General features: G+C 71.2%; 19 protein-coding genes and 1 pseudogene. 8 read left to right on the top strand and 12 right to left on the bottom strand.

Translation table 11 applies throughout. The features are described 5' to 3' along the window. Positions 1–66: 66 nt before the first annotated feature. From ACWDVW_RS07895 to ACWDVW_RS07875, 5 genes and pseudogenes are all read right to left on the bottom strand, one after another. Positions 67–1,101, bottom strand: a pseudogene (locus tag ACWDVW_RS07895) (ABC transporter ATP-binding protein); the annotation flags it as partial. Continuing rightward, complete coding sequence (locus tag ACWDVW_RS07890; RefSeq protein WP_449945888.1) at positions 1,085–2,116, bottom strand: ABC transporter ATP-binding protein; 1,032 nt, start codon at positions 2,114–2,116, stop codon at positions 1,085–1,087. The pseudogene ACWDVW_RS07895 and the gene ACWDVW_RS07890, both read right to left, overlap by 17 nt. 5 nt (positions 2,117–2,121) lie before the next feature. Continuing rightward, on the bottom strand, positions 2,122–3,078 hold the full coding sequence (locus ACWDVW_RS07885; RefSeq protein ID WP_449945886.1) for an ABC transporter permease: 957 nt from the start codon (positions 3,076–3,078) through the stop codon (positions 2,122–2,124). Between the two features lie 134 nt (positions 3,079–3,212). Next, positions 3,213–4,151 carry an ABC transporter permease gene (locus ACWDVW_RS07880; protein ID WP_449945884.1) on the bottom strand — a complete coding sequence of 313 codons (939 nt, stop codon included), beginning with the start codon at positions 4,149–4,151 and terminating at the stop codon, positions 3,213–3,215. A 76-nt stretch (positions 4,152–4,227) separates the two neighbouring features. After that, positions 4,228–5,829 (bottom strand): peptide ABC transporter substrate-binding protein, encoded by a 1,602-nt coding sequence (locus tag ACWDVW_RS07875; protein ID WP_449945883.1) that lies wholly within the window; start codon positions 5,827–5,829, stop codon positions 4,228–4,230. 433 nt (positions 5,830–6,262) lie between these two features. On the opposite strand from ACWDVW_RS07875, the gene ACWDVW_RS07870 reads away from it, so the two are divergent. Both ACWDVW_RS07870 and ACWDVW_RS07865 read left to right on the top strand, forming a co-directional pair. Further along, on the top strand, positions 6,263–7,123 hold the full coding sequence (locus ACWDVW_RS07870) for a bifunctional methylenetetrahydrofolate dehydrogenase/methenyltetrahydrofolate cyclohydrolase (RefSeq protein ID WP_396753077.1): 861 nt from the start codon (positions 6,263–6,265) through the stop codon (positions 7,121–7,123). A 99-nt stretch (positions 7,124–7,222) separates the two neighbouring features. Further along, the gene (locus tag ACWDVW_RS07865) at positions 7,223–8,173 is read left to right on the top strand and encodes a malate dehydrogenase (RefSeq protein ID WP_449945880.1); all 951 of its coding nucleotides are present in this window, start codon (positions 7,223–7,225) and stop codon (positions 8,171–8,173) included. Positions 8,174–8,328: 155 nt separating this feature from the next. On the opposite strand, the gene ACWDVW_RS07860 is transcribed toward ACWDVW_RS07865, so the two are convergent. Then, a complete protein-coding gene (locus tag ACWDVW_RS07860) occupies positions 8,329–9,093 on the bottom strand; it encodes a TetR/AcrR family transcriptional regulator (protein ID WP_449945878.1) in 765 nt (254 codons plus the stop codon). A gap of 83 nt (positions 9,094–9,176) precedes the next feature. On the opposite strand from ACWDVW_RS07860, the gene ACWDVW_RS07855 reads away from it, so the two are divergent. Together ACWDVW_RS07855 and ACWDVW_RS07850 are read left to right on the top strand one after the other, a co-directional pair. Beyond that, positions 9,177–9,575 (top strand): VOC family protein, encoded by a 399-nt coding sequence (locus ACWDVW_RS07855; protein WP_449945921.1) that lies wholly within the window; start codon positions 9,177–9,179, stop codon positions 9,573–9,575. A gap of 175 nt (positions 9,576–9,750) precedes the next feature. Further along, complete coding sequence (locus tag ACWDVW_RS07850; protein WP_117226137.1) at positions 9,751–10,968, top strand: NADP-dependent isocitrate dehydrogenase; 1,218 nt, start codon at positions 9,751–9,753, stop codon at positions 10,966–10,968. A gap of 288 nt (positions 10,969–11,256) precedes the next feature. Here ACWDVW_RS07850 and galT read toward each other — a convergent pair whose 3' ends face one another. The 4 genes from galT to ACWDVW_RS07830 all read right to left on the bottom strand — a co-directional run bounded on the left by galT (position 11,257) and on the right by ACWDVW_RS07830 (position 16,409). After that, on the bottom strand, positions 11,257–12,333 hold the full coding sequence (galT, locus tag ACWDVW_RS07845) for a galactose-1-phosphate uridylyltransferase (protein ID WP_396752960.1): 1,077 nt from the start codon (positions 12,331–12,333) through the stop codon (positions 11,257–11,259). After that, the gene (locus ACWDVW_RS07840) at positions 12,333–13,118 is read right to left on the bottom strand and encodes a DeoR/GlpR family DNA-binding transcription regulator (protein WP_449945876.1); all 786 of its coding nucleotides are present in this window, start codon (positions 13,116–13,118) and stop codon (positions 12,333–12,335) included. The genes galT and ACWDVW_RS07840 overlap by 1 nt, the downstream gene beginning before the upstream one ends. Positions 13,119–13,211: 93 nt before the next feature. Beyond that, entirely contained in the window at positions 13,212–14,741 is a 1,530-nt protein-coding gene (gene cysC, locus ACWDVW_RS07835) for an adenylyl-sulfate kinase (RefSeq protein ID WP_449945874.1), read from the bottom strand. Between the two features lie 108 nt (positions 14,742–14,849). Then, positions 14,850–16,409: a glycosyltransferase family 2 protein gene (locus tag ACWDVW_RS07830; protein ID WP_449945872.1), complete on the bottom strand. Its 1,560-nt coding sequence runs from the start codon at positions 16,407–16,409 to the stop codon at positions 14,850–14,852. A gap of 276 nt (positions 16,410–16,685) precedes the next feature. Between ACWDVW_RS07830 and ACWDVW_RS07825 the strand changes: the two genes are divergently transcribed. Genes ACWDVW_RS07825 through ACWDVW_RS07810 form a run of 4 tightly spaced genes read left to right on the top strand, consistent with a single transcriptional unit; the run spans position 16,686 to position 20,134 of the window. Then, positions 16,686–17,600: an ABC transporter ATP-binding protein gene (locus tag ACWDVW_RS07825; RefSeq protein ID WP_449945870.1), complete on the top strand. Its 915-nt coding sequence runs from the start codon at positions 16,686–16,688 to the stop codon at positions 17,598–17,600. Further along, the gene (locus ACWDVW_RS07820; RefSeq protein WP_449945868.1) at positions 17,593–18,474 is read left to right on the top strand and encodes an ABC transporter permease; all 882 of its coding nucleotides are present in this window, start codon (positions 17,593–17,595) and stop codon (positions 18,472–18,474) included. Before ACWDVW_RS07825 ends, ACWDVW_RS07820 begins: the two co-directional genes overlap by 8 nt. Beyond that, entirely contained in the window at positions 18,471–19,424 is a 954-nt protein-coding gene (locus tag ACWDVW_RS07815) for an ABC transporter ATP-binding protein (RefSeq protein WP_449945866.1), read from the top strand. Before ACWDVW_RS07820 ends, ACWDVW_RS07815 begins: the two co-directional genes overlap by 4 nt. After that, positions 19,424–20,134, top strand: a complete 711-nt coding sequence (locus ACWDVW_RS07810; protein ID WP_396752946.1) for an ABC transporter permease subunit — start codon at positions 19,424–19,426, stop codon at positions 20,132–20,134. Before ACWDVW_RS07815 ends, ACWDVW_RS07810 begins: the two co-directional genes overlap by 1 nt. 130 nt (positions 20,135–20,264) lie before the next feature. On the opposite strand, the gene valS is transcribed toward ACWDVW_RS07810, so the two are convergent. Together valS and ACWDVW_RS07800 are read right to left on the bottom strand one after the other, a co-directional pair. Further along, positions 20,265–22,829, bottom strand: a complete 2,565-nt coding sequence (gene valS, locus ACWDVW_RS07805; protein WP_449945865.1) for a valine--tRNA ligase — start codon at positions 22,827–22,829, stop codon at positions 20,265–20,267. A 45-nt stretch (positions 22,830–22,874) separates the two neighbouring features. Beyond that, the gene (locus tag ACWDVW_RS07800) at positions 22,875–24,761 is read right to left on the bottom strand and encodes an ABC transporter ATP-binding protein (protein ID WP_449945919.1); all 1,887 of its coding nucleotides are present in this window, start codon (positions 24,759–24,761) and stop codon (positions 22,875–22,877) included. Positions 24,762–24,815 lie beyond the last annotated feature (54 nt).

The following is a 24,815-nucleotide window of genomic DNA, read 5'->3' as shown; positions in this document are numbered from 1 at the left end:
CAGCGCCGACTTCGAGAACGTCGCCGGGCTGTACCCGGGCAACGAGGTCTCGGTGCTCGGCGTTCCGGTCGGCGTCGTCGATTCGGGCAGCTCGGCGAAATGACAGGCGGACGGGTGCGGATCGGCGGCCCGCGGCACCGCCTGCGGATCCTCGACCGCGCAGATCTCCTGCGCCTTCCAGCACCGGGTTCGGAAGTGACAGCCGCTCGGCGGGTCGGCCGGGCTCGGCACGTCACCGCGCAACCGGATCACCGTACGGCGCTCCCGGGCGTCCGGGTCCGGCACCGGCGCGGCCGAGAGCAGCGCCTGCGTGTACGGATGCGTGGCCCGCTGGTAGATCTCGTCCTCGGTGCCGATCTCCACGATCCGGCCCAGGTACATCACCGCGATCCGGTCCGAGATGTGCCGCACCACGGACAGGTCGTGCGCGATGAAGATGTACGACAGCCCGAACTCGTCCTGGAGCTGCTCCAACAGGTTGATCACCTGGGCCTGGATGGAGACGTCCAGCGCGGAGACCGGCTCGTCGCAGACGATCACCTCGGGCCGCAGCGCGAGTGCCCGGGCGATGCCGATGCGCTGCCGCTGGCCGCCGGAGAACTGGTGCGGGTAGCGGTTGACGTGTTCCGGGTTCAGCCCGACCACGTCGAGCAGCTCCTGCACCCGCCGCTCGCGACTGCCCTTCGGGGCGGCCTCGGGATGGATCTCGAACGGCTCGCCGATGATGTCGCCGACGGTCATTCGCGGGTTCAGCGAGGTGTACGGGTCCTGCATGACCATCTGCATGTTCCGGCGGATCCGGCGTAGCCGGGCTCCGGAGGCGGCGAAGAGGTCCTGCCCGGCCAGGGTGGCCCGGCCGGCGGTCGGCCGCTCCAGCCGCATCAGCAGCCGGGCCAGGGTGGACTTGCCGCAGCCGGACTCGCCGACGATGCCCAGCGTCTCGCCCCGGCGGAGCTGGAAGCTCACCCCGTCGACGGCCTTCACCGCGCCGACCTTCTTCTGGAACAGCACCCCCTGCGTGATCGGGAAGTGCTTGACCACGTGGTCGACGTCGAGGATCGTCTCGCCGGTCACCGTGGTGGGCTCAGCCGGCGCGGTCATCACGTACCTCCTGCGCGAAGTGGCACGCGCTGGTCCGGCCGTCGCCGAGGACCAGGTCGTGCGGTACCTCGTCCACACAGACCTGCTGCGCGTACGGGCATCGGGGATGGAACGGGCAGCCGCTGGGGATGCGCATCAGGTTCGGCGGCAGGCCCCGGATGGTGGAGAGCGGCCCGCCGCGCTGGTCCAGGCGCGGGATCGACGCCAGCAGTCCCTTGGTGTACGGGTGGGCGGGCGCCCGGTACAGCGAACGTACGTCGGCGTGCTCGACGATGCGGCCCGCGTACATGACGGCGATCCGGTCGGCCACGTCGGCGACCACGCCCAGGTCGTGGGTGATCAGGATCATCGCCATGTTCAGGTCCCGCCGCAGGTCGGCGAGGAGGTCCATGATCTGCGCCTGCACGGTGACGTCGAGCGCGGTGGTCGGCTCGTCGGCGATGAGCACCGTGGGTTCCATGGCCAGCGCCATCGCGATCATCACGCGTTGGCGCATGCCGCCGGAGAACTGGTGCGGGTAGTCGCCGAGTCGCCGACCGGCGGCCGGGATCTGCACCAGGTCCATCAACTCCACCGCGCGGCGGCGGGCGTCGGCGCGGGACATGCCGAGCCGCTGGCGCAGTGTCTCGCCGATCTGCCAGCCGACCGGGAAGACCGGGTTCAACGCGGAGAGGGCGTCCTGGAAGATCATCGCGATCTCCTTGCCCCGGACCTGCCGGCGTTGCGCCTCGGGCAGGGCGAGCAGGTCGCGCCCCTGATAGAGGATCTGCCCGGAGGTGACGTGCGCCGGTGGGCTGTCCAGGATGCCCATCACGGCCTGCGCGGTGACGGACTTGCCGGAGCCGGACTCGCCCAGCACCGCCAGCGTCTCGCCCGGGTCCAGGTGGTAGCCGACCCCGTTGATCACCTTGGCCACACCCTCGCCGGTGCGGAACTCGATGTGCAGGTCCCGTACCTGGAGCAGGTGGCCGCCGGGCGGGGTGGGGGTGGCCGGGGTCGGTGGTGTCGTGGTCATGTCGGTCACCGCAGCTTCGGGTCGAACGCGTCGCGGATGGCGTCGCCGAGCATGATGAACGCCAGTACGGTCAGGGCCAGGAACGTCGACGGGACGACCAGCGGCGTCGCCGACTCGCGCATGTGCACCCGACCGTTGTTGATGTCGATGCCCCACGAGATGGTGGGCTCCCTCAGGCCGATGCCGAGGAACGAGAGCGTCGCCTCGGCGGCGATGAACGAACCGAGCGCGATGGTCAGTACCACGATCGCCGGGGCGAGCGCGTTCGGCAGGATGTGCCGCCACATGATCCGGCCGTTGCCGGCGCCCAGCATCCGGGCGGCGGAGACGTAGTCCTGCTCCCGGGCGGTGATCACCGAGGAGCGGACCACCCGGGCGGCGGTGGTCCAGCCGAGGACCGCGAGCACGAAGATGACGGCACCGACGCGTACCGTGGCGCTGTCGCTGGCGACCCGCTTGAGCAGCACGATCGCGGCCAGCAGCAGCGGGATGCCGAGCACGATGTCGATCACCCGGCTCAGCACCGCGTCGACCCAGCCGCCGAAATAGCCGGAGAGCATCCCGACGACCAGCGCGATCACCCCGGTGATCAGCGCGGAGAGGGCGCCGACCAGCAGGGACGCCCGGGCGCCGTAGACCGCGCGGGCGTACGTGTCGCAACCCTGGAAGTCGTATCCGAAGATCGCCCCGCCGGACGGGGCGGCGTGCTGCCGGGACAACACGCAGTCGCCCGGATCGTTGCTGGTGAACAGCCCGGGTACGGCGGCCATCGCGGCCACCAGCAGCACCAACGCCAGGCTGATCCAGAAGATCGGCTTGCGGCGCAGGTCGCGCCAGGCGTCCCCGGCGAGGCTGCGCGGCTTGCGGGGCCGGCCGACCTGGTCGGGCGCGCCCGGTTCACCCGACGGCCCGCGTCGCGCGGCCTGGTTCTCCGACGCCGCAACGGTCTCGAAGTCACTCATGCCGCTCCCTCGCTGCGCTCGGTTTCGGCATTTCCGCTGAGCTGATGATTCGTTCGCTGGCGCTCACTCATGCCAGCCCCTCGCTGCGCTCAGTGCCGGCATTTCCGCTGCGTCGATGACTCGTTCGCTGGCGCTCACTCATAGCGGATCCTCGGGTCAAGGACGGCGTACAGGACGTCCACCACCAGGTTGGAGACCAGGTAGACCACGACGAGCACGCTGACGATGCCCACCACCAGCGGGCCGTCCTCGGTGCGGATGCCGCGGAACAGGTTGAAGCCGACGCCGGGGATGTTGAACACGCCTTCGGTGATGATCGCGCCGCTCATCAGGTTGCCCACCTCGACGCCGAGGAAGGTGATCACCGGGATGAGCGAGTTGCGCAGGACGTGCACGCTGACCACCCGCCGGTTCGGCAGGCCCTTGGAGCGGGCGGTACGCACGTAGTCGGCGCGCAGGTTCTCGGCCACCGAGGTACGGGTCAGCCGCAGCGCGGTGGCCAGCGAGAGCGAGCCGAGCACGATCCCGGGCAGCAGCAGGGAGCGGAAGTCGGGGTCGGCACCGGCGGTGGGCGGGAAGACCTGCCACCTGACACCCAGGAAGTACTGCGCGAGCGGCGCGAGCACGATGGTCGGGATGCCGAGCACCAGCAGCGTCAGCAGCAGGGTGGCGTTGTCGAAGATGCTGGCCCGGCGGATGCCGGCGAGGACCCCTGCGGTGACCCCGAAGATCACGGCGACCGCGATGGCGATCAGCGCCAGCTTGATGGTGACCGGCCAGGCGGTGGCGAGGATGTCGCCGATCGACCGTCCGGTGAGGGACTCGCCGAGGTCGCCGCGGAGCAGGTTAAGGAGGTAGTCGACGTAGCGGTAGAAGAAGCCGCCGACACCGGTCGCGTCGAGGTGGTACTTCTCGGTGAGATAGGCCCGCTGTGCCTCGGTGACCGGACGTTCACCGGCGAGCGCCTGGATCGGGTCGCCCTGGCCGGCGAACATCAGCGCGTAGACGATCAGCGTGGTGCCGAAGAAGGCCAGGACCATCTGCAGCAGGCGCCGCACGATGAAGCGGAACATACTAGGCAGTCTCCCCAAAAAGGGCGAACCACGTGGCGGGTCGGGTCACCTCGACCCGGCCCGCCACGTGGTCGTGTTACTTGACGGCCTCGATCTGGATCAGGTCGACGCGGTTGAAGAGGTCCATCTCGACGTTCTTCACCTTGGTCGAGTGACCGAAGTTGTTCTGACCGAAGCGCAGCGGTACCACCGGCAGGTCCTCGGCCAGCAGGTCCTCGGCCGCCTGGTACTTCTTGATCGCTTCCTCGACGCTGGGGGCGCTGGCGCCCTCGGCGAGCAGCTCGTCGAACTCCGGGTTGCTGTAGCCGTAGTAGTTCGACGAACCGTTCGAGCTGTACAGCGGGCCCAGGTAGTTCTCCATGGACGGGAAGTCCATGATCCAGCCCATCCGGAACAGGCCGACCGGCTGCTTGGCCTTGACCTTGGTCAGCAGGTCGGCGAACTTCGGCTCGGCGTTGCCGACGCAGTCCACGCCCAGGTTGGCCTTGAGCTGGTTGCAGGTGGCGTCGATCCAGTCCTTGTGCCCACCGTCGCCGTTGTACGACAGGGTGATCTTCGACGGGCCGCCCGCGGCCTGGTACAACGCCTTGGCCCGGGCCGGGTCGAACTCGCCCGGTGTGCCGACGGTGTTCTCCCGGTAGCCGGCGACCACCGGCGAGACGAACGAGCGGGCCGGCTGCTGCGAGTCCTTGAAGATCGACCGGGTGATCTCCTCGCGGTCGATCGCCATCGAGATGGCCTTGCGGACGTCCGGGTTGCTGAACTCGTCCTGGAAGGTGGGGAAGGCCAGGAAGTGCAGCGACGAGGCGGGACTCTGCTGGAACCGGTCACCCAGGTCGGTGGCGGCGGTCGACAGGTTCTCGGTCGGGATCGTCTTGATCACGTCGAGGTTGTCCGACAGCACGTCCGCGTACGCGGCGGTCAGCTGCTGGTAGATCCGGAACTCGACGCCGGCCACCTTCGGCTGCTCGCCGGGGAAGGCGTCGTACCGCTCGACCTCGACCTTGGCGTCGTGCTGCCAGGTGCCCTTCATCTTGAACGGACCCTGGCCGATCGGCGCCTGCTCGTACCCCTCGGCCAGCTCCCCGGGCGCGGAGAACGCGGCCTGCGGCAGCGGATAGAAGGCGGTGTAGCCGAGCATCGCGGTGAACTCGCTGTACGGCTGGGACAGCGTGACGGTGAAGGTGTCGTCGTCGACCTTCGTGAGCCCGCTGAGCGTGGTGGCCTCCGGGTTCTCGCCCTGGAGGTCGTCGTACCCGGCGATCTTCTCGAAGAAGTAGCTGGAGTTCTGCCCGTTCGGGGCGTACGCGCCGTAGTTCCAGGCGTCGATGTAGTTGTCGGCGGTGACGTCCTCGCCGTTGTGGAACGTGTAGCCGTCCTTCAGCGTGATCGTCCAGGTGGTGTTGTCCTCGGACGTGATCGACTCGGCTGCGACCTCGTACGGCTTGTGGGCCTCGTCGTAGTCGACCAGCGGGCTGAACAGGGCGGCGAGCACCTGGGAACCGCTCGTCTCGTTGGTGTTGGTCGGCACCAGGTGCTGCGGCTCGGCGATCTCGATTCGCACGGCCGCGTTGGGGTCGCTCTCACCGGAACCGTCGCCGCCCGAGCCGCAGGCCACCAGGCCCAGGGTCACCGCGAGCGGGAGGGCGGTCCAGGCGGCGAGCCTACGAACGCGCATTGAGCCTCCTCATCTCATTACGCTGCGCTATCGATCCCGGATCGGGGGTAACTCTGCGCAACGCTCGGCAACGGTAGGTCGTACGCCGAGACTCGGCAACGTAGCGGTCACGAAGGGGTAACAGAACGAGGCCCTACAGGTTGGCGGGGTCCGATCGGCGTGCTATGTCGAAGCGCCCAAAGCGCCGATGGCGTGCGAACATCGGGGGAGGTTGGTAGGTGCGGCGCGGCGGCCGGTGCCTTCTCGGGGTCGGGCGGCGCGATTGTCTGATACGCGGGTCTTCGTGCCCGGCCGTCCGGAGCCGGAGTGGTCTGCGGCACAAATGGTCACTCAAAGTGAGGAACGACACCTGACGGAAAGTAGTTTCGTGGTCGGTGTCGCGGGCCCGCCAGGTCGGGGGAGGCGACGGCGGCGGGCGTGAGACGATCAGATCGTGACGGCGACGCTTCTGGACGGCAAGGCGACCGCGGCGGAGATCAAGGACGAGCTGCGGGCGCGGGTCAAGGCCCTGGCGGAACGGGGAACCGTGCCGGGGCTGGGCACGGTGCTGGTCGGTAGCGACCCCGGCTCCCAGGCGTACGTCAACGGCAAGCACCGCGACTGCGCCGAGGTCGGTATCGCCTCGCTCCGGCGGGAGTTGCCGGCCGACGCCACCCAGGAGCAGGTCGACCGGGCGGTGGCCGAGCTGAACGCCGACCCGGCGTGCCACGGCTACATCGTCCAACTGCCGCTGCCGGCGCACCTGGACACCCAGCGGGTGCTCGAACTGATCGACCCGGAGAAGGACGCCGACGGCCTGCACCCGGTCAACCTGGGCCGGCTGGTGCTCGGCTACGACGCGCCGCTGCCCTGCACCCCGCGCGGCATCGTGGAGCTGCTCCGTCGGCACGAGGTGCCGCTGCGCGGCGCCAACGTCGCGGTGGTCGGACGCGGCAACACCGTCGGTCGTCCGCTCGGGCTGCTGTTGACCCGGCGCAGCGAGAACGCCACCGTGACGCTCTGCCACACCGGCACCCTCGACCTGGCCGCGCACACCCGCGCCGCCGACATCGTGATCGTCGCGGCCGGCGTACCCGGCCTGCTGACGGCCGAGATGATCACCCCGGGCGCGGTCGTGGTCGACGTGGGCATCACCCGGGTGATCGGCTCGGACGGCAAGGGTCGCTACACCGGCGACGTGGACCCGGAGGTCTTCGAGGTGGCCGGCAAGGTGGTGCCGATGCCCGGCGGGGTCGGTCCGATGACCCGCGCCATGCTGCTGACCAACGTGGTCGAGCGGGCCGAACGCGGCTGAGGTGACGGAAGGCCCATAACCGTCCGCCCCTGACCTGCCCGGTGCCAGGATGGCTGATACCGTCCGGAAAACCGACTGGTAGCAGGGAGTGGGACGACCATGGGTAAGAAGGTCACTGTCGTCGGCGCCGGATTCTACGGCTCCACCACCGCGCAGCGCCTGGCCGAGTACGACGTCTTCGACACCGTCGTCATCACCGACATCATCGAGGGCAAGCCCGCGGGCATCGCCCTCGACCTCAACCAGTCCCGTGCGGTCGAGGGTTTCGAGACCAAGGTCGTCGGCGTCACCACCAGCCCGACCGGCGAGGGCTACGAGGGCATCGAGGGCTCCGACGTCGTCGTCATCACCGCCGGCCTGCCGCGCAAGCCGGGCATGAGCCGGATGGACCTGCTGGAGACCAACGCCAAGATCGTGCGTCAGGTCGCCGAGAACGTCGCCAAGTACGCCCCGAACGCGGTCGTCATCGTGGTCTCCAACCCGCTGGACGAGATGACCGCGCTGGCCCAGATCGCCACCCAGTTCCCGCGCAACCGGGTGCTCGGCCAGGCCGGCATGCTGGACACCGCCCGGTTCACCAACTTCGTCGCCGAGGCGCTGGAGGTGCCGGTGAAGTCGGTGAAGACGCTGACCCTGGGGTCGCACGGCGACACCATGGTCCCGGTGCCGTCGCAGAGCAGCGTGAACGGCAAGCCGCTGCGCGAGGCGATGCCGGCCGAGCAGATCGAGGACCTGGTCGTCCGCACCCGTAACGGTGGGGCCGAGGTGGTCGCCCTGCTCAAGACCGGTTCGGCGTACTACGCCCCGTCGGCCGCCGCCGCCCGGATGGCCAAGGCCGTCGCCGAGGACTCCGGCGAGGTCATGCCGGTCTGCGCCTGGGTCGACGGCGAGTACGGCATCTCGGGCGTCTACCTGGGCGTCGAGGCGGCGATCGGCGCCGAGGGCGTCAAGCGGGTGGTCGAGACCGACCTGGACGCCGACGAGCTGGCCAGCCTCAAGGAGGCCGCCGAGGCCGTCCGCGCCAAGCAGGCCGACGTCGCCAACATGTAACCCCCCACCCACTCACCCAGCGCCCCACGACCCCGCGTCGTGGGGCGCTGCGCTGTCCCCACCCCACGTCGTGAGGCGCTGCGCTGCCCCCACCCCCAGGTTGATCAAGAAGTTTGCGTCTCCGAATCGCTCTTCGGGAGACGCAAACTTCTTGATCAACTCGACTGGTCGATGAGGGTGGTCAGGGCGTCCAGGATGCGGGTGAGGCCGAAGGCGTAGGCGTGGTCGGGATGGTAGGCGGCGTGCTGGGCGGTGCCGGCGGCGGCGCCGACGCGTACGGCGGTGGGGTATTGCCGCTCGTCGAGGACCTGGGCCAGTAGGGGGGCGTTCGCCGTCCACCACTGCTCGTCGGTCCAGGCGGTCTGCGCTCGGGCGGAGCGCGCCTCGGCCGCCGAGCGGGCCGCGGCCCGGACGAAGTCCAGGACGAAGGTCAACGCGGCGTCCCGGGTCACGTCGTCCAGGCCGGTGTCGTCGAAGGCGCGCAGCTCGTGCTCGTACTTGGCCATCAGGCCCGGCCCCAGCGGCGGGCGACCGGTGGCGACCTCGGCGGCCCAGGGGTGGGCGGTGAAGAGGTCCCGGTTGTCCTGCGCGAGCGCCGCCACCCGCGCCTGCCACGGCTGGTCGGAGAGGTCCGGCCGGGGCATGTCCGCGTAGATCGCGTCCAGCATCAGGTCGAGCAGTTCGGCCTTGCCCGGCACGTACGTGTAGAGAGTCATCGGTGCCACGCCGACGGCCTGGGCGAGCGCTCGCATGGTCACCGCGTCCAGCCCCTCGGCGTCGGCCAGCGCGATGGCGGCCATCACGATCTCGTCCAGCGAGCGGCCCTGGCGGGGTCCGCGACGGGGCGCGTCGTCGGGCTGCCGCCAGAGCAGGCGCAGGGTCTGGGCGGGATCGCCGCCCCCGGTGCGGTGGTCGGGCACGGTCCGATCTTCGCAGGTCCAATCACCGTACGCAGTACGATGTACAATGTACGAAGTTGTTTCCACTCACAGGGGGGGTGCGTGTGCACATCACCGCATCGGCGATCTCGCTCAACGTGGCGGACGTGTCGGCCTCGGCCGCCTTCGCCCAGCAGCACTTCGGGTTCCGGGAGGAGATGTCGGCCGACGGCTTCGTCTCGCTGGCCCGGGACGACGTCGGCTTCAACCTGATCTTCCTGCGGTCCGGGCTGGCCAGCCTCCAGCCGGAGGTCCTGCGCACCCAGCGGGCCGAGGGTGTGCTCGTCGCCTTCGTGGTGGACGACATCGACGCCGAGTACGCCCGGCTCACCGCCGCCGGTGTGCCGATCACCACTCCCATTCAGACCGAGCCGTGGGGCGAGCGCTTCTTCCAGGTTACCGACCCCAACGGCGTCATCCTCCAGCTCGTGCAGTGGATGCACGAGCCAGGAGCCACCGGCTGATCCGGGCGCTCGGCGCGCGGGTGTGCCACGGGCCCGGCGGGGTAATGCTCCGCCGGGCCCGTGGCCGTCTCCGGCCGCCGGAAGGGCCGACCGGTGGGCGCGGCGTTCCTCGTCCCAGCCGATCCAGTACGCTCGTACTGCTTGAGCATGTGTCCCCCGAGAGGAGCGCCGGCCGATGGCGAAGATCAAGGTAAACAACCCGGTCGTGGAGCTCGACGGCGACGAGATGACCCGGATCATCTGGAAGCAGATCCGCGAGCAGCTGATCCTGCCCTACCTCGACGTCGACCTGCACTACTACGACCTGTCGATCCAGCACCGTGACGCCACCGACGACCAGGTGACCGTCGACGCCGCGAACGCCATCAAGGAGCACGGCGTCGGCGTCAAGTGCGCCACGATCACCCCGGACGAGGCCCGGGTGGAGGAGTTCGGGCTGAAGAAGATGTGGCGGTCGCCGAACGGCACGATCCGCAACATCCTCGGCGGCGTCGTCTTCCGCGAGCCGATCATCATGTCGAACGTGCCTCGGCTCGTCCCGGGCTGGACCAAGCCGATCATCATCGGCCGGCACGCCCACGGCGACCAGTACCGCGCCACCGACTTCGTGGTCCCCGGCCCGGGCACGGTCACCATCACCTACACCCCGGCCGACGGGTCGGACCCGGTGGAGATGGAGATCGCCAACTTCCCGGGCGGCGGCATCGCCATGGGCATGTACAACTACGACGACTCGATCCGGGACTTCGCGCGGGCCTCGTTCCGCTACGGCCTGGACCGCGGCTACCCGGTCTACATGTCCACCAAGAACACCATCCTCAAGGCGTACGACGGCCGGTTCAAGGACATCTTCGCCGAGGTGTTCGAGAACGAGTTCAAGGCGGAGTTCGACGCCGCCGGCCTCACCTACGAGCACCGGCTCATCGACGACATGGTCGCCGCCGCGCTCAAGTGGGAGGGCGGCTACGTCTGGGCCTGCAAGAACTACGACGGTGACGTGCAGTCGGACACCGTCGCGCAGGGCTTCGGCTCGCTCGGTCTGATGACCTCCGTGCTGCTCTCGCCCGACGGTCGCACCGTCGAGGCCGAGGCCGCGCACGGCACCGTCACCCGGCACTACCGGCAGTGGCAGAAGGGCGAGAAGACCTCCACCAACCCGATCGCCTCGATCTACGCCTGGACCCGGGGCCTGGCCCACCGGGGCAAGCTGGACGGCACCCCGGCGGTCACCGAGTTCGCCAACACCCTGGAGCAGGTCATCGTCTCCACCGTCGAGAGCGGGCAGATGACCAAGGACCTCGCGCTGCTCATCTCGCGGGACGCCCCGTGGCAGACCACCGACGAGTTCATGAACACGCTCGACGAGAACCTGGCGCGCCGCCTGGCCGCCTGAGTCTCCGTCCGCATCCCACGAGCCCGCCGGCCGACCAGCCGGCGGGCTCGCGGTCTGCTGCGGCGCGGCGCGGGGGACACACCGTCCCGCGTCACCCGATCCGGCGCGCCTCGTTGACCAGGGTGGACGAGATGCCAGTCCCGTCCTGGAAGGTTGACCGTCGCCGCCGCGCGGCACGCGTGCCCAGCAGCCAGCCTTCCTCGGCTGTCACCACAGCCAGCCGTCCCTTCCCCGCGGGGGGCCCTGTCCCGGGCCCCCCGCGCCCTGCTTCTGAGGCCCCGTGTCGGGTCAGACGGCGCGGAGCCGGGCGGCGGCCTGCTCCGGGGCGATGTCGTTGCTGAACACGCCCATCGCGGACTCCGTGCCGGCCAGGTACTTCAGCTTGTCCGCGGCCCGCCTCACGCTGAACAGTTGCAGATGCAGATGGCCCAGCTCCCGGTCGACGCGTACCGGGGCCTGGTGCCAGGCGGCGATGTACGGCATCGGCGCGTCGAACAGGCCGTCGAAGCGGCGCAGCAGGTCCAGATAGAGCGGGCCGAAGGCGTCCCGCTCGGCCTCGCTCAACGCCGGAATGTCGGGCACCGGCCGGTGCGGGGCGAGGTGCACCTCGAACGGCCAGCGGGCGGCGGCCGGGACGTACGCGGTCCAGTGCTCGTTGCCGGCCACCACCCGCTCGCCGGCCGCGCGTTCGGCGGCGAGCACGTCGGCGTAGAGATTCCGACCGCCGGTGCGCTCCGCGTGCCGGCGGGCCGCGCCCAGCAGCGACCGGGTACGCGGCGTGACGAACGGGAACGCATAGATCTGCCCGTGCGGGTGGTGCAGGGTCACGCCGATCTCCACCCCCCGGTTCTCGAAGCAGAACACCTGCTCCACGCCGGGCAACTCGCCCAACGCGGCGGTCCGGTCGGCCAACGCGTCGAGCACGGTGCGGACCCGACGCGGCGGCAGACCGGCGAAGGAGCCGTCATGGTCGTCGGTGAAGCAGACCACCTCGCAACGCCCCTGCCCCGGCCGGACTGCCGTGAACGGCGTCATCTCGGTGGGCTCGTCGACCACGTTGCCGCTCAGCGCCGGGAAGCGGTTCTCGAAGACCGCCACGTCGTAGTCGGGCGCCGGGATCTCGCTGAACCACTCGTCGGTGGAGGGGCAGAGCGGGCACTGGGCGGCCGACGGAAGGAAGATCCGCGTCTGCCGGTGGACCGCCAGCGCCACCCACTCGTCGGTGAGCGGGTCGTAGCGGAGTTGGGAGGCGGGCGGGGGAGGGGGCAGGTCGCGCCGGTCCGGCTGGTCCCGGACGGCGTCGTCCCGCTCGTCGAAGTAGATCAGTTCGCGGCCGTCGGCCAGCCTGATCGCGGTACGCCTCATCACAGCCCTCCGAAACCGGTCGCCGACACCACGAGCAGTTCACCGACCCGGTCGGCGAGCAGCCGACGGGCCTCCGGAGCCAGCCGGTCGTCGGTGACCAGCACGTGCGCGTCCGACAGCGGGGCGATGGCCGAGAGGCCGACGGTGCCCCACTTGGTGTGGTCGGCGAGCACCACGAGACGGTCGGCGGCGGCCACCAGGGCCCGGTTGGTCTCGGCCTCCAGCAGGTTCGGCGTGGTGAAGCCGGCCCGGTCGGTGACGCCGTGGACGCCGAGGAAGAGCAGGTCCAGGTGCAGGGACCGGACAGCCGCCACGGTCAGTGGCCCGACCAGCGCGTCCGACGGCGTCCGCACGCCTCCGGTGAGTACCACCGTCTGGTCGTCCCGGCCCTGGTCGTGCAGGATGTCGGCGACCGGCAGCGAGTTGGTCACCACGGTCAGGGACGGCACGTCGACCAGCCGTCGGGCCAGCTCCGCGGTGGTGGTGCCGGCGGAGAGCGCGATCGCCGCGCCGGGGTGCACCAGCCGTGCCGCCCGGGTGGCGATGGCGGCCTTCTCGGCCTGCTGGCGTACCGACTTGGCCTGGAAGCCGGGCTCGTCGGTGGAGCCGGCGACGGTGGCGCCGCCGTGTACCTTGGCCAGCAGGCCGCGCTCGTGCAGCAGGTCCAGGTCGCGTCGGATGGTCATGTCGGAGACACCGAACTCGATGGCCAGCTCACCGACGCGGACCCCGCCGGTCGCCCGGACCCGGTCCAGGATCGCCGCCTGGCGTTGTTGGGCGAGCATCGGCACCCTCCGCGCCCCACGTTAACGAACATCTTCGAACATGGGCAAACATAGCGCGGGTCGGCAACCTCCCGGAAGGGATGTATCCCCGAGTCAGAGCGCCGGGCGGGGCGGCTCGACCCAGCCGGTCTCGGTGAGCTGGTGCAGGACCGCGTGCACCGCCTCGTCCACCGCGACATCCGTGGTGTCGAGGACCAGGTCGGCGTCGGTCGGCTCCTCGTACGGGTCGTCGATGCCGGTCATGCCGGTGAGCAGACCGGCCCGCGCCCGGGCGTACAGGCCCTTGCGGTCGCGTTGCTCGCACACCTGCAACGGCGTGGCCACGTGTACCAGGACGAAACCGGCGCCCGCTGCCACGGCCATCTCCCGGGCGATCGCCCGGGCCTGGGCGTAGGGGGCGATCGGGCAGCAGATGGCGATGCCCCGGTGCCGGGCGATCTCGGCGGCCACCCAACCGATCCGGCGCACGTTCGTGTCCCGGTCGGCCCTGCTGAAGCCCAGTCCGGCGGTCAGCTCGCGGCGCACCACGTCGCCGTCGAGCAGCGTCACCGTACGCTCGCCCTGCTCGCGCAGCGAGTCGGCGAGCCCCCGGGCGACCGTCGACTTGCCCGACCCGGAGAGCCCGGTGAGGAAGACCACCAGCCCCCGGTGCCGTCGGGGTGGCCGCGCCCGGGTCAACTCCTTCGCCACCGCGGGCGGGGTGTGCCACTCCGGCAGCGGGAAGCCCCGGTCCAGCAGGTCGTCGACCTCGGCCTGGGTCAGCGCCAACCGCCGGTTGCGCGGCGGGATGTCCTCGCGCCAGCGCCACTGGCCGTCCCGGTTGTCGTACGCGAGTTCGCGGGGCACCAGCACCCGCAGCCCGGCGCCGGAGAGCATCTCACCGGTGGAGAGCAGGTGGGTGACGCCGTACGCGGCGGACACCCGGGCCCGCAGCAGGGCGTCGCTGATCTCGTCCCGCCGTCGGGAGAACGGCACCGCGACCAGGGTGGCCGGCGGCATCCGGTCGCGGGCGGCGAAGACGCCGCGCACCAGCGCCTCCGGCGGCATGCCCCCGGTGCCGTCCTCGCCCACCGGAATCATGATCAACAGGTGGGCGCTGAGCGTGCGGACGGCGTGCGCGATCTGGGCCAGCTGCGGGCGGTGCAGCGGCCGGTCGGCGACCACACCGAGCACCCGGCCGGGCGGCAGCATGGCCCGGATCTCCTCGGGCGGGCGACGCAGCCGCTGGAACGGGCCCTGTCCGCCGTCGCCGAGCCGGCGGACCGGGCCGCCGACGCCGGCCACGCCGTCACGGACCTGCCAGGCGTCGGCCACCTCCAGCGCCGCCACCGGCGCTCCCTCGCCGTCGGCGAGCACCAGCGTGCGACGGTCCGGGTCGTGCAGGTCGAGCCCCTGGGCCAGCGTCGTGGGCACCTGGAGGGTCACCGCGACCGGCCACGGCGCGCCGTCGACGAGCCGACCACGGCGGCTGACGGAGACCAGGTCGGCCCGGGTCATGAAGCCGGTCAGCGGTGCGTACGCACCGGTGAGCAACAGCTCCAGATCCGCGAGCTCGCCGGGACGCGGCGTGTACGTCGGTGCGTCCCGCAGCACCTCGTCGGGCAGCACCCACCCGTTGCTCATCAGACCCCCAACTCCGGCGACCGGCACACAGTTTCGCAGCCGGTCGCCGATCGGTCGAGAGCGCCACTCCTCCCACGGCGCCCGCCGGGCACGGTGAGCGATCCAGGGTCAGGTGGTGCCGACCGCGCCGCGTCGGGTCGCACCGGGGCGGCGGCCGAACGCCCGCTGCAACCGCCGCAACAGGCCGACCTTCTCCGGCTGGCGTGGGGGAGCCGGACTCTCGCGCTTGTCCACCACCACCGGGCCGTCGGCGCCGACGGACACCGCCAGCGGCACCTTCGCCGCCTTGGTCCAGCCGGAACTGGTCACCCGGGCCTTCAGGGTCCACTCACCCGCGTCCGGACCGCCGTCGAGCGTGTCGACGTCGACCGTCGCGGTGCCCTGGTAGACCAGGCGTACGCCACCCGGGTCGGCGGTGACGCGCTGCACCTCGAACTGCACCGGCAGGGGGAACTCCACACCGTCCCCGGCGCGCCGCGCGACGACGTCCAGCCGGCCGTGCCGCAGCTCCTGGGTGCAGTCGAGCAGGTCGGCGGGGATCTCCTCGACCGGTACGACGAGCAGGTCCCGCCCGTCGGCATGGGTGAACGCGATCGGCCCGTCGCCGTCGCGCAGGTGCCCGGTCAGTGTGACGACGAGCGTCGAGCCGGTCAGCTCGTACCCGGTCAGGCGGACGACGGCACGGACGCCCGCCTCCCACTCGGCCAGGCGGTGCAGGTCCTCGGCGCGGCCCTCGGCGGCGAGCCCGGCGACGGTCCGTTGCAGCGCGGGCAGCGCGGCGGCGACCTCCGGAGCGAACCGTTCCCGGATCGTCCTGCCGACCTCGTCGACGACCTGGTCGGCCCAGTCCCGTGGCGCGTCCCGCAGCCGCTTGCCGCGCAGGCGGGCGACCATCTCGTTGCGCAGCCAGCGCCGGTGCAACCTGTCGCGTCGCGGACCCGGTGGCACGTGCGCGTCGACGATGTCGAGCACCGCGCGCAGGCTGTCGAAGTACTCGGCCGGATCCAGCCGGGTGGCGGTCAGGTTGCCACCGTCGGCCCGCTTGGCGTGGTGGTAGCAGGTGTAGCCGGACAGCACGCTGACCCGGCGGGCGAGCAGGTACGCCCGGGTCACCAGATGATGGTCCTCCAGGCGTCGCCGGTCCTCCGGGAACCGCAGGTCGTGCTCCAGCAGGAAGGCCCGACGGAACATCTTGTGGCAGGTCAGGCTGTCGATCAGCGGGGCGTCGTCAAGCGTGGCGTGCGGGCGGTCGACCCGGAACAACTCCCGGGGCACCGACCGGCGGTGGCCGACGATCCTGCCGATCGCGATGTCCGCGTCGTGCCGCACGGCGTACGCGTACAGCCGCTCCAGGGCCTCGTCGGCGAGCCAGTCGTCGTCGTCGACGAACTGGACGTACTCTCCGCGCGCCCGAGCGACCCCGAGGTTGCGCGGACGCGACGGCCAACCGGTGTTCTCGATGTGCAGCACCTGGATGTGCGGGTGCGCGGCGGCCAGCTCGTCCAGTCGGCCCCCGGTGTCGTCGGTCGAACCGTCGTCGATGAAGATCACCTCGAACTCCGCCGCCGGCATGGACTGCCGCAGCAGGGAGTCGACGAGCGTCTGGATGGTCCCGCCGGCGTTGTACGCCGGCACCACCACGCTCACCTTGGGCCCGCCAGCCGTCATCGCCCTCCCGTCCGCCGCTTTAGCCGGTTGTCGTATCGCGTGCTCCAGTGTGTACCAAATGCCGCGATCACGGAGCGTGCGGGGTCGAATCCTCCTCTTCCGGCGCGGCGGACGCAACCGGCACCGGCGCGCCGGTGTCGTGGGGCGCGGGTGTCGCGGGGTGCGGGTCGAAGGCGCGGCAGCTCACCCTAGGGGGAAGCCACCCGGGGAGGATCAGGGGAAACAGGAGCGCTCACCGGGGTCCGGAACATTGCCCGTCTTCTCTAGGCTGTCGACGTGACACTGATCGCAACCGAGTCGTTGACGAAGGTCTACGGCGGCGGGGTCACCGCACTGTCCGAGCTGACGGTAGCGGTGGAGCCAGGAATAGTCGGGCTGGTCGGCGCCAACGGCGCCGGCAAGTCGACGCTGATCAAGCTCCTGCTCGGCCTGCTCGCCCCGACCAGTGGCCAGGTACGCGTACTCGGCCTCGACCCCACCACCGACCCCACGGCGGTACGCGCCCGGGTCGGCTACATGCCGGAGCACGACTGCCTGCCACCCGACCTGTCCGGCGCCGAACTGGTCACCCACCTCGGGCGGATCAGCGGCCTGCCGAAGACGGTCGCGCGGGAACGTGCCTCCGAGGCACTGCGCCACGTCGGGCTGCACGAGGAGCGACACCGCCCGGTGGGCGGCTACTCCACCGGCATGAAGCAGCGGGTCAAGCTCGCCCAGGCGCTGGTGCACGACCCCGACCTGCTGCTGCTCGACGAGCCCACCAACGGTCTCGACCCGGCCGGCCGGGACGCGATGCTGGCCCTGGTGCACCGGATCGGCACCGAGTTCGGCATCTCCGTGCTGGTCTGCTCGCACCTGCTCGGCGAGGTCGAGCGGATCTGCGACACGCTGGTCGCGATCGACGGCGGACGGCTGCTGCGCGCCGACCACATCGCCGCGATGACCACGGCCACCGACGTGCTCGCCGTCGAGGTCAGCGAGGGCACCGACGAGCTGGCGGCCCGGCTGACCGCGCTCGACCTGCCGGTGAATCGGGAGGGGCAGCTGCTCCTGGTCCCGCTGGCCGACGACGGCACCTACGACCTGATCCTCGGTGCGGTGGCCGAGCTGGACTTGCCACTGCACCGGTTGGACCAGCGTCGACACCGGGTCTCCGAACTCTTCTCCCGAAGGGAGAGCACCCATGCCTGAGCCGACCGGCGTCATCCACGACATCGGCTACCAGCGGTACACCGGTCCCCGGCTCGGCCGCCGGTACGTCTTCGGATCGCTCTACCTGCACGGCGTACGCACCGCCTTCGGGCTGGGCCGCAGCGCCAAGGCGAAGATCTTCCCCTGGCTGGTGGTCGGCATCGTGCTGATGGTGGCCGTCGCCGCCACCGCGATGCGCGCCCAGTTCGGCCAGGTCGTCATGACGTACGCGCAGTTCGCCGACAACATGAGCTGGCTGGTCCTGTTCTTCGTCGCGGTGGCCGCGCCCGAGCTGGTCTCCCGGGACCTGCGCAGCGGCGTGCTGCCGCTGTACTTCTCCCGGCCGCTGCCCCGCGCCGACTATCCGCTGGCCAAGCTGCTCGCCCTGGTCACCTCGCTCTGGCTGCTGCTCGGTGCGCCGCAGCTGTTCATGTTCCTCGGCGCCGCGTTCACGCTGGACGGTCCCGGCGCGGTCTGGGACGAGTTCGTGGACCTGACCGGCGGGCTGCTCTACGCCGGGCTCTGGGCGTCGGTCTTCGCCTCGATCGGCCTGCTGGTCGCCTCGCTGACCGGCAAGCGGGCCTTCGCCGCCGGCGGCATCGTCGCGGTCTTCCTGATGACCACGCCGATCGTCGGCACCCTGTCGATCCTGCCGTCGCAGGCGGCCAACCAGCTCTCCGGTCTCGCCTCCCCGTCCACCCTGGTGCAGGGCGTCGGCGTCTGGACGCTGCGCGACCTGCTGATCACCGACCAGGACGCCTTCGTGCCCGACCTCGGCCCGTTCGGCCCGGTGTACGCCGTGGCCGCCGTCGCGCTCGTGGCCGGCTGCGTCGCCCTGCTGCTGGCCCGCTACCGGAAGGTGGCCGCACGATGACCACGACCTCCTCCGCCGCCGCGCCGACGGCCACCACCAGCAGCAGCCTCGACCTGGCCGGGGTCTCCCGCTGGTACGGCAACGTGGTCGCGGTCAACGACGTCAGCATGTCCCTCGGCCCCGGGGTGACCGGCCTGCTCGGGCCGAACGGGGCCGGCAAGACCACGCTGCTGCACATGATGGCCGGCTTCCTCGCCCCGTCGCGTGGCGCGGTCACCCTGGACGGGCGGCCCACCTGGCGCAATCCCGAGGTCTACCGCCGGCTCGGGCTGGTCAGCGAGCGGGAGGCGGTGCACTCGTTCCTCACCGCGTACGAGTTCGTGCTGGCCACCGCCAAGATGCACAAGCTGCCCGACCCGCAGGAGGCGGCCCGCCGGGCGATCGCCATGGTCGAGATGGAGGGCGCGCAGGACCGCCGGATCGGCACGTACTCCAAGGGCATGCGGCAACGGGCCCGGGTGGCGGCGGCGTTGGTGCACGAGCCGCAGGTGCTGCTGCTCGACGAGCCGTTCAACGGCATGGACCCGCGCCAGCGGCTGCACATGATGGAGCTGCTGCACACGCTCGGCGACACGGGCCGCACCATCCTGTTCAGCTCGCACATCCTGGAGGAGGTCGAGCAGGTCTCCGGCACCGTGCAGGTGATGGTCGCCGGCCGGCTCGCCGCCTCCGGCGACTTCCGCACCATCCGCCGCCTGATGACCAACCGGCCGCACGTGTTCGCGATCCGTTCCACCGACGACCGGGCGCTGGCCGTCGCGCTGATGGCCGAACCCTCGGTCAGCGGCGTCGAACTGGGCCGCAACGGCCTGACCGTACGCGCCGGCGACTACGGCTCGTTCACCCGGGCGTTGCCGAAGGTGGCACTGGCCCGGGGCGTACGCGTCAGCCAGCTCGTGCCCGAGGACGAATCCCTGGAGAGCGTCTTCTCCTACCTGGTGGAGGCCTGATGTCCACTGTCTCCTGGATCACCGCGCGCGGGCTGTTCGGTCGCCGTCGGTTCCTGTTGCTGCTGCCGCTGCCCGTCCTGCTGGTGGTGCTGGCCGTACTCTCCCGTGGCCTGGGGGTGGCGCCCACCGACTGGGGGCCGCCGGTGCTGGTCGGCCTCGGCCTGGCCGTGGTGCTGCCGGTGATCGCGCTGATCGTCGGCACCGGCGTGCTCGGTGCCGAGATCGACGACGGCACGGTGGTGCACGTGCTCACCACGCCGCTGCCGCGCTGGCAGATCGTGCTGCCGAAGCTTGCGGTGGCGGCCGGGGCCACCGCCGTCACCGTGGCGGTGCCGCTGTTCGCCGCCGGTCTGCTGGCCGACTCGGCCCGCCTCGGTCTGGCGCTCGCCGTCGCCGCGGCGATCGGAGCGCTGGCCTACTCGGCGCTGTTCGTGGCGAGCAGCCTGCTCACCCGGCGGCCGGTGCTGCTCGGCCTGGTCTACGTGCTGATCTGGGAGGGCCTGCTCAGCAACGTGGTCACCGGCACCCGGGTGCTCTCCATCCAGCACTACGTGATCGCCATCGCCGACAAGCTGGCCCCGACCGCGCTGCTCAACACCACGGTCTCCGTGCCGGTGGCGGCGGTGATGACGGTGCTGGTCAGCATCGGCTTCACGCTGCTCGCCATCGACCGCCTGCGCTCCTTCTCGGTAGCCGGCGAAACCAGCTGACGGGTGTAAGGAAGGGCCCCTTGTTAACGCCTCCGGTATAGGAGGGGCCCCCTGTTAACGGTCCCGGCAGACTCGTGCCGGCCGGTTGTTAACAGGGGGCCCTTCCTTACACCGCAGCCTTCCTTTGAGCTCAGAAGGCGCAGGCGATGACGAGTTCGGTGGTGCGGTCCGGCAGCAGGTCGAGTTTGCCGATCCGGCCCGCCGCCCGTAGGTCGTCGGCGACCTCGGTGAGCTGGTCGAGCAGGGCGGCCGGACCGAGCGCCTCGGCCAACGGCACCTCCGCCTTCATCGACAGCTTCCGCTCGGACTTGGCCCGCCGGACCTGGCCCAACGCGTCGGACGCCAACCGAAGCAGCGCCGGGTCACCCTCGCCCTGGACGGCCCGGTTCACCTCGTACGTGGTGGGCCACGGCGACCGGTGCACCGACCCGTAGCGCCACCAGGACCACACCTCCTCGGTCGCGTACGGCAGCACCGGCGCGAAGAGCCGGAGCTGCACGGAGAGCGCGGTGGCCAGCGTCGCCCGGGCCGAGTCCGCCCCGGCGCCGGTGCCGTAGGCGCGTTCCTTCACCAACTCGATGTAGTCGTCGCAGAACCGCCAGAAGAACGACTCGGTGGCCTGCAACGCGGCCGTGTGGTCGTACGCCTCGAACGAGGCGGTCGCCGCCGCCACCACGGACGCCAGTTCGGCGAGTACCGCCCGGTCCAGCGGGGTGGTCGCCGGGGCGCGCAGGGCGTCGGCGGCACCGAGCCCGAGCGCGAACCGCGACGCGTTGAGCAGTTTGGTGGCGAGCCGCCGCCCGACCTTGATCTGTGCCGGGTCGAACGCCAGATCGGTGCCGGGCCGGCCGTTGGCCGACCAGTAGCGCACGGCGTCGGAGCCGTGCTGCGCCAGCAACGCCATCGGGGTCACCACGTTCCCCTTGGATTTGGACATCTTCTTGCGGTCCGGGTCGAGGATCCAGCCGGACAGCTCGGCGGTGTGCCAGGGCAGCGTGCCGTGCTCCAGGTGCGCCCGCACCACGGTGGCGAAGAGCCAGGTCCGGATGATCTCCTGGCCCTGCGGGCGCAGGTCCATCGGGAAGACCTTCCGGAACAGCTCCGGGTCACGTTCCCAGCCGCCGGCGAGCTGCGGGGTCAGCGACGAGGTGGCCCAGGTGTCCAGCACGTCCGGGTCGCCGACGAAGCCGCCCGGCACGCCGCGCTGTGACTCGTCGTACCCCGGCGGGGCGTCCTCGGACGGGTCGATCGGCAGCGCGGAGTCCTCCGGCGTGAGAGGGTGGGACCAGTCCGGCTCGCCAACGTCGTCGAGCCGGTACCACACCGGCACCGGCACGCCGAAGAATCGCTGCCGGCTGACCAGCCAGTCGCCGGTCAGGCCGCTCACCCAGTGCTCGTAGCGGTGCCGCATGTGCTCCGGCACCCAGCGCAGCTCCCGCCCCCGGGCCAGCAGCGCCTCGCGCAGGTCGGCGTCGCGGCCACCGTTGCGCAGATACCACTGCCGGGTCGAGACGATCTCCAGCGGCCGGTCACCCCGCTCGTAGAACTTCACCGGATGCGTGATCGGTCGCACGTCGCCGACCAGGTCACCCGCGTCGGAGAGCAGCTCCACGAGACGCCGCCGGGCCCCGTTGACGGTCTGCCCGGCCAGCTCCGCGTACGGGCCGTCGGGCACCCCCGACGGTGGTTCCGGCAGCAGCCGCCCGTCGCGGCCGATCACCACCCGGGTCTCCAGGTCCAGTTCCCGCCACCAGGTCACGTCGGTGAGGTCACCGAACGTGCAGACCATCGCGATGCCGGTGCCCTTGGCCGGGTCCGCCAGCGGGTGCGCGCGCACCGGCACCTCCACCCCGAAGACGGGCGTACGCACCGTCGCGCCGACCAGGTCGGCGTACCGCTCGTCGTCCGGGTGGCAGACCAGCGCGACGCAGGCCGGCAGCAGCTCCGGCCGGGTGGTGTCGATCAGCACCTCGCGCCCGTCCGGCCCGTGGAAGCGCAGCCGGTGGTACGCCCCGGGGCGCTCCCGGTCCTCCAGTTCGGCCTGGGCCACGGCGGTGGCGAAACCGACGTCCCACAGCGTCGGCGCCTCCGCCTGGTACGCCTCGCCCCGAGCCAGGTTGCGCAGGAAGGCCCGCTGCGAGGTGGCCCGGGCCGCCGACCCGATCGTGGTGTACATCAGCGACCAGTCCACTGAGAGCCCCAGCCGCCGCCACAACGCCTCGAACACCTGCTCGTCCGAGACGGTCAGCCGTTCGCACAGCTCGATGAAGTTGCGCCGGGAGATCGGGGTCGGGTCCTTGCGGGCGGCGTCGTCCACCGGCGCCTGCGGTGCCTGCCACTCCGGGTCGTACGGCAGGCTCGGATCGCAGCGCACGCCGTAGACGTTCTGCACCCGCCGCTCGGTGGGCAGGCCGTTGTCGTCCCACCCGATCGGATAGAAGACCGTCCGTCCCCGCATCCGCTGGAAGCGGGCGACCAGGTCGGTGTGCGTGTACGAGAAGACGTGCCCCATGTGCAGCTCGCCGGATACGGTCGGCGGCGGGGTGTCGATCGCGTATACGTCCGACCGCTCCTTGCTGCGGTCGAACGCGTACGTGCCGTCCTCCTGCCAGCGGCGCGACCAGGTCTCCTCGAGCCCGTCCAGGGTCGGACGCTCGGGGACGCCGGTGCGGGCCGTCCTCGCCGTATCAGTCATCCGTCGATGGTAGGCGGGTGACCAGGTGGGCGGTCACCGGATTATCTACAGCAGCGACTCGCGCCACTGGCGGTGCAGCGCGGCGTACCGGCCTCCCTCGGCGACCAGCCGGGCCGGGGGACCGTCCTCGACGATCCGCCCGCCGTCGAGGACCAGGACCCGGTCGGCGGTCTCCACCGTGGAGAGCCGGTGCGCGATCACCACCGCCGTACGGTCGCGCAGGATGGTGCCGAGCGCCCGCTGCACCAGACGCTCGGTGGGGACGTCCAGCGACGAGGTGGCCTCGTCCAGGATCAGCACCGCCGGATCGGCCAGGAAGGCCCGTGCGAACGCGACGAGCTGCCGCTGCCCGGCGGAGAGCCGGCCGCCGCGCCGGTGCACCTCGGTGGCGTACCCGTCGGGCAGCGCGGCGATGAAGTCGTGCGCACCGATCGCCCGCGCGGCGGCCTCGACGGCGTCGTCGTCGGCGTCCGGCCGACCGAACCGGATGTTCTCCGCCACCGTGCCACCGAACAGGTGGGTCTCCTGGGTGACCAGGACCATCGCGCGCCGTAGCTCGGTGTCGGCCACCTGGCGCAGGTCCACGCCGTCGAGGCTGACCGTGCCTCCGGTCGGGTCGTGGAACCGGGCGAGCAGCTTGGCGACGGTGGACTTGCCGGCACCGGTCGGCCCGATCAGCGCCACCGTCTGCCCGGCGGGAATGCCGAGGTCCAGGCCGGTCAGGATCTCCCGCCCGGTGTGGTAGCCGAACGACACGTCCCGGAACTCCACCGCGCCCCGGGTCGGCCCGCGCGGCAGCGGCACCGGCTGCGCGGGCTCGGCGACCTCCGGCCGCTCGTCGAGCACCCCGGCGAGCTTCTCCAGCGCGGCGGTCGCCGACTGGAGCGAGTTGTAGAACTGGCTCAGCTCCTGCATCGGCTCGAAGAACCGGCGCAGATAGAGCAGGAAGGCGGCGAGCACACCGACGCCGGTCTCACCGCCCAGCACCCGGGCGCCGCCGTAGCAGAGCACCACCGCCACGGTGACGTTGCCGATCAGCTTGATCCCCGGCGAGTACGTCGCGATCAGGCGGAAGGCATGTCGGCTGCTGTGCTGGTAGTCGTCGTTGACCGAGGCGAAGATCTGCTGGTTGCGCTCCTGCCGGCGGTACGCCTGCACCGCCCGGATACCGCGCATCGACTCCACGAAGTGCACGATGACCAGCGCCATCGCCTCCCGGGTGCGACGGTATGCGGCGGCCGAGGCGCGGGCGAACCAGCGGGACAGCCAGAACAGCAGCGGGAAGGCGAGCAGGGTCACCGCCGCCAGCGGCAGGTCCAGCCAGAGCAGGATGCCGGCCACCGACACGATCGTCAGGGCCGCCATCACCAGGCTCTCCACGCCTCCGTCGACCAACTCGGCGATCGAGTCGATGTCGCTGGTCAGGCGCGAGATCATCCGGCCGGAGGTGTACCGCTCGTGGAACGCCACCGGCAGGCGCAGGAAGTGCGCGTACACCCGCTGGCGCAGGTCGAGCAGGGCGGCCTGGCCGATCCGGGTGGAGAGGGCGAGGAAGCCGCGCCGGGCCGCGTACTCGGTGCCGCTGGCGGCGGCGAAGGCCAGGGCGACGGCGACCAGCGGGCCGGGCCGACCCTCGCGCAGCGGGTCGATGGCCCGGTCGATGCCGAGCATCACCAGGTACGGCCCGGACATGGCGGCGGCGTTCTGGGTCAGCAGCAGCGCCACCGCGGCGCCCAGCCGGGCGCGGTGCGGGCGCAGCACGTCGGCCAGCAGCGCCCGGCTGCGGGCCCGCAACCGGGCCACCGCCTCCGGGCTGGTGTCCTCGGCGAGGCTGCGGTCGGCGTGCGGGTCGGGTGCGATGCCGCGCCAGTGGGCCGGGTCGGCGATCCCCGGTGTGGGGATCTCCGGATCGGAGGTCGTCGGGTCGGCGATCGTCGGGCTGGAGGTCGTCGGGTCGGCGATCGTCGGGCCGGACAGCGCGGGATC

The organism is Micromonospora sp. NPDC003241, assembly GCF_053589795.1.
This window is presented reverse-complemented; position numbering and strand designations above follow the sequence as displayed.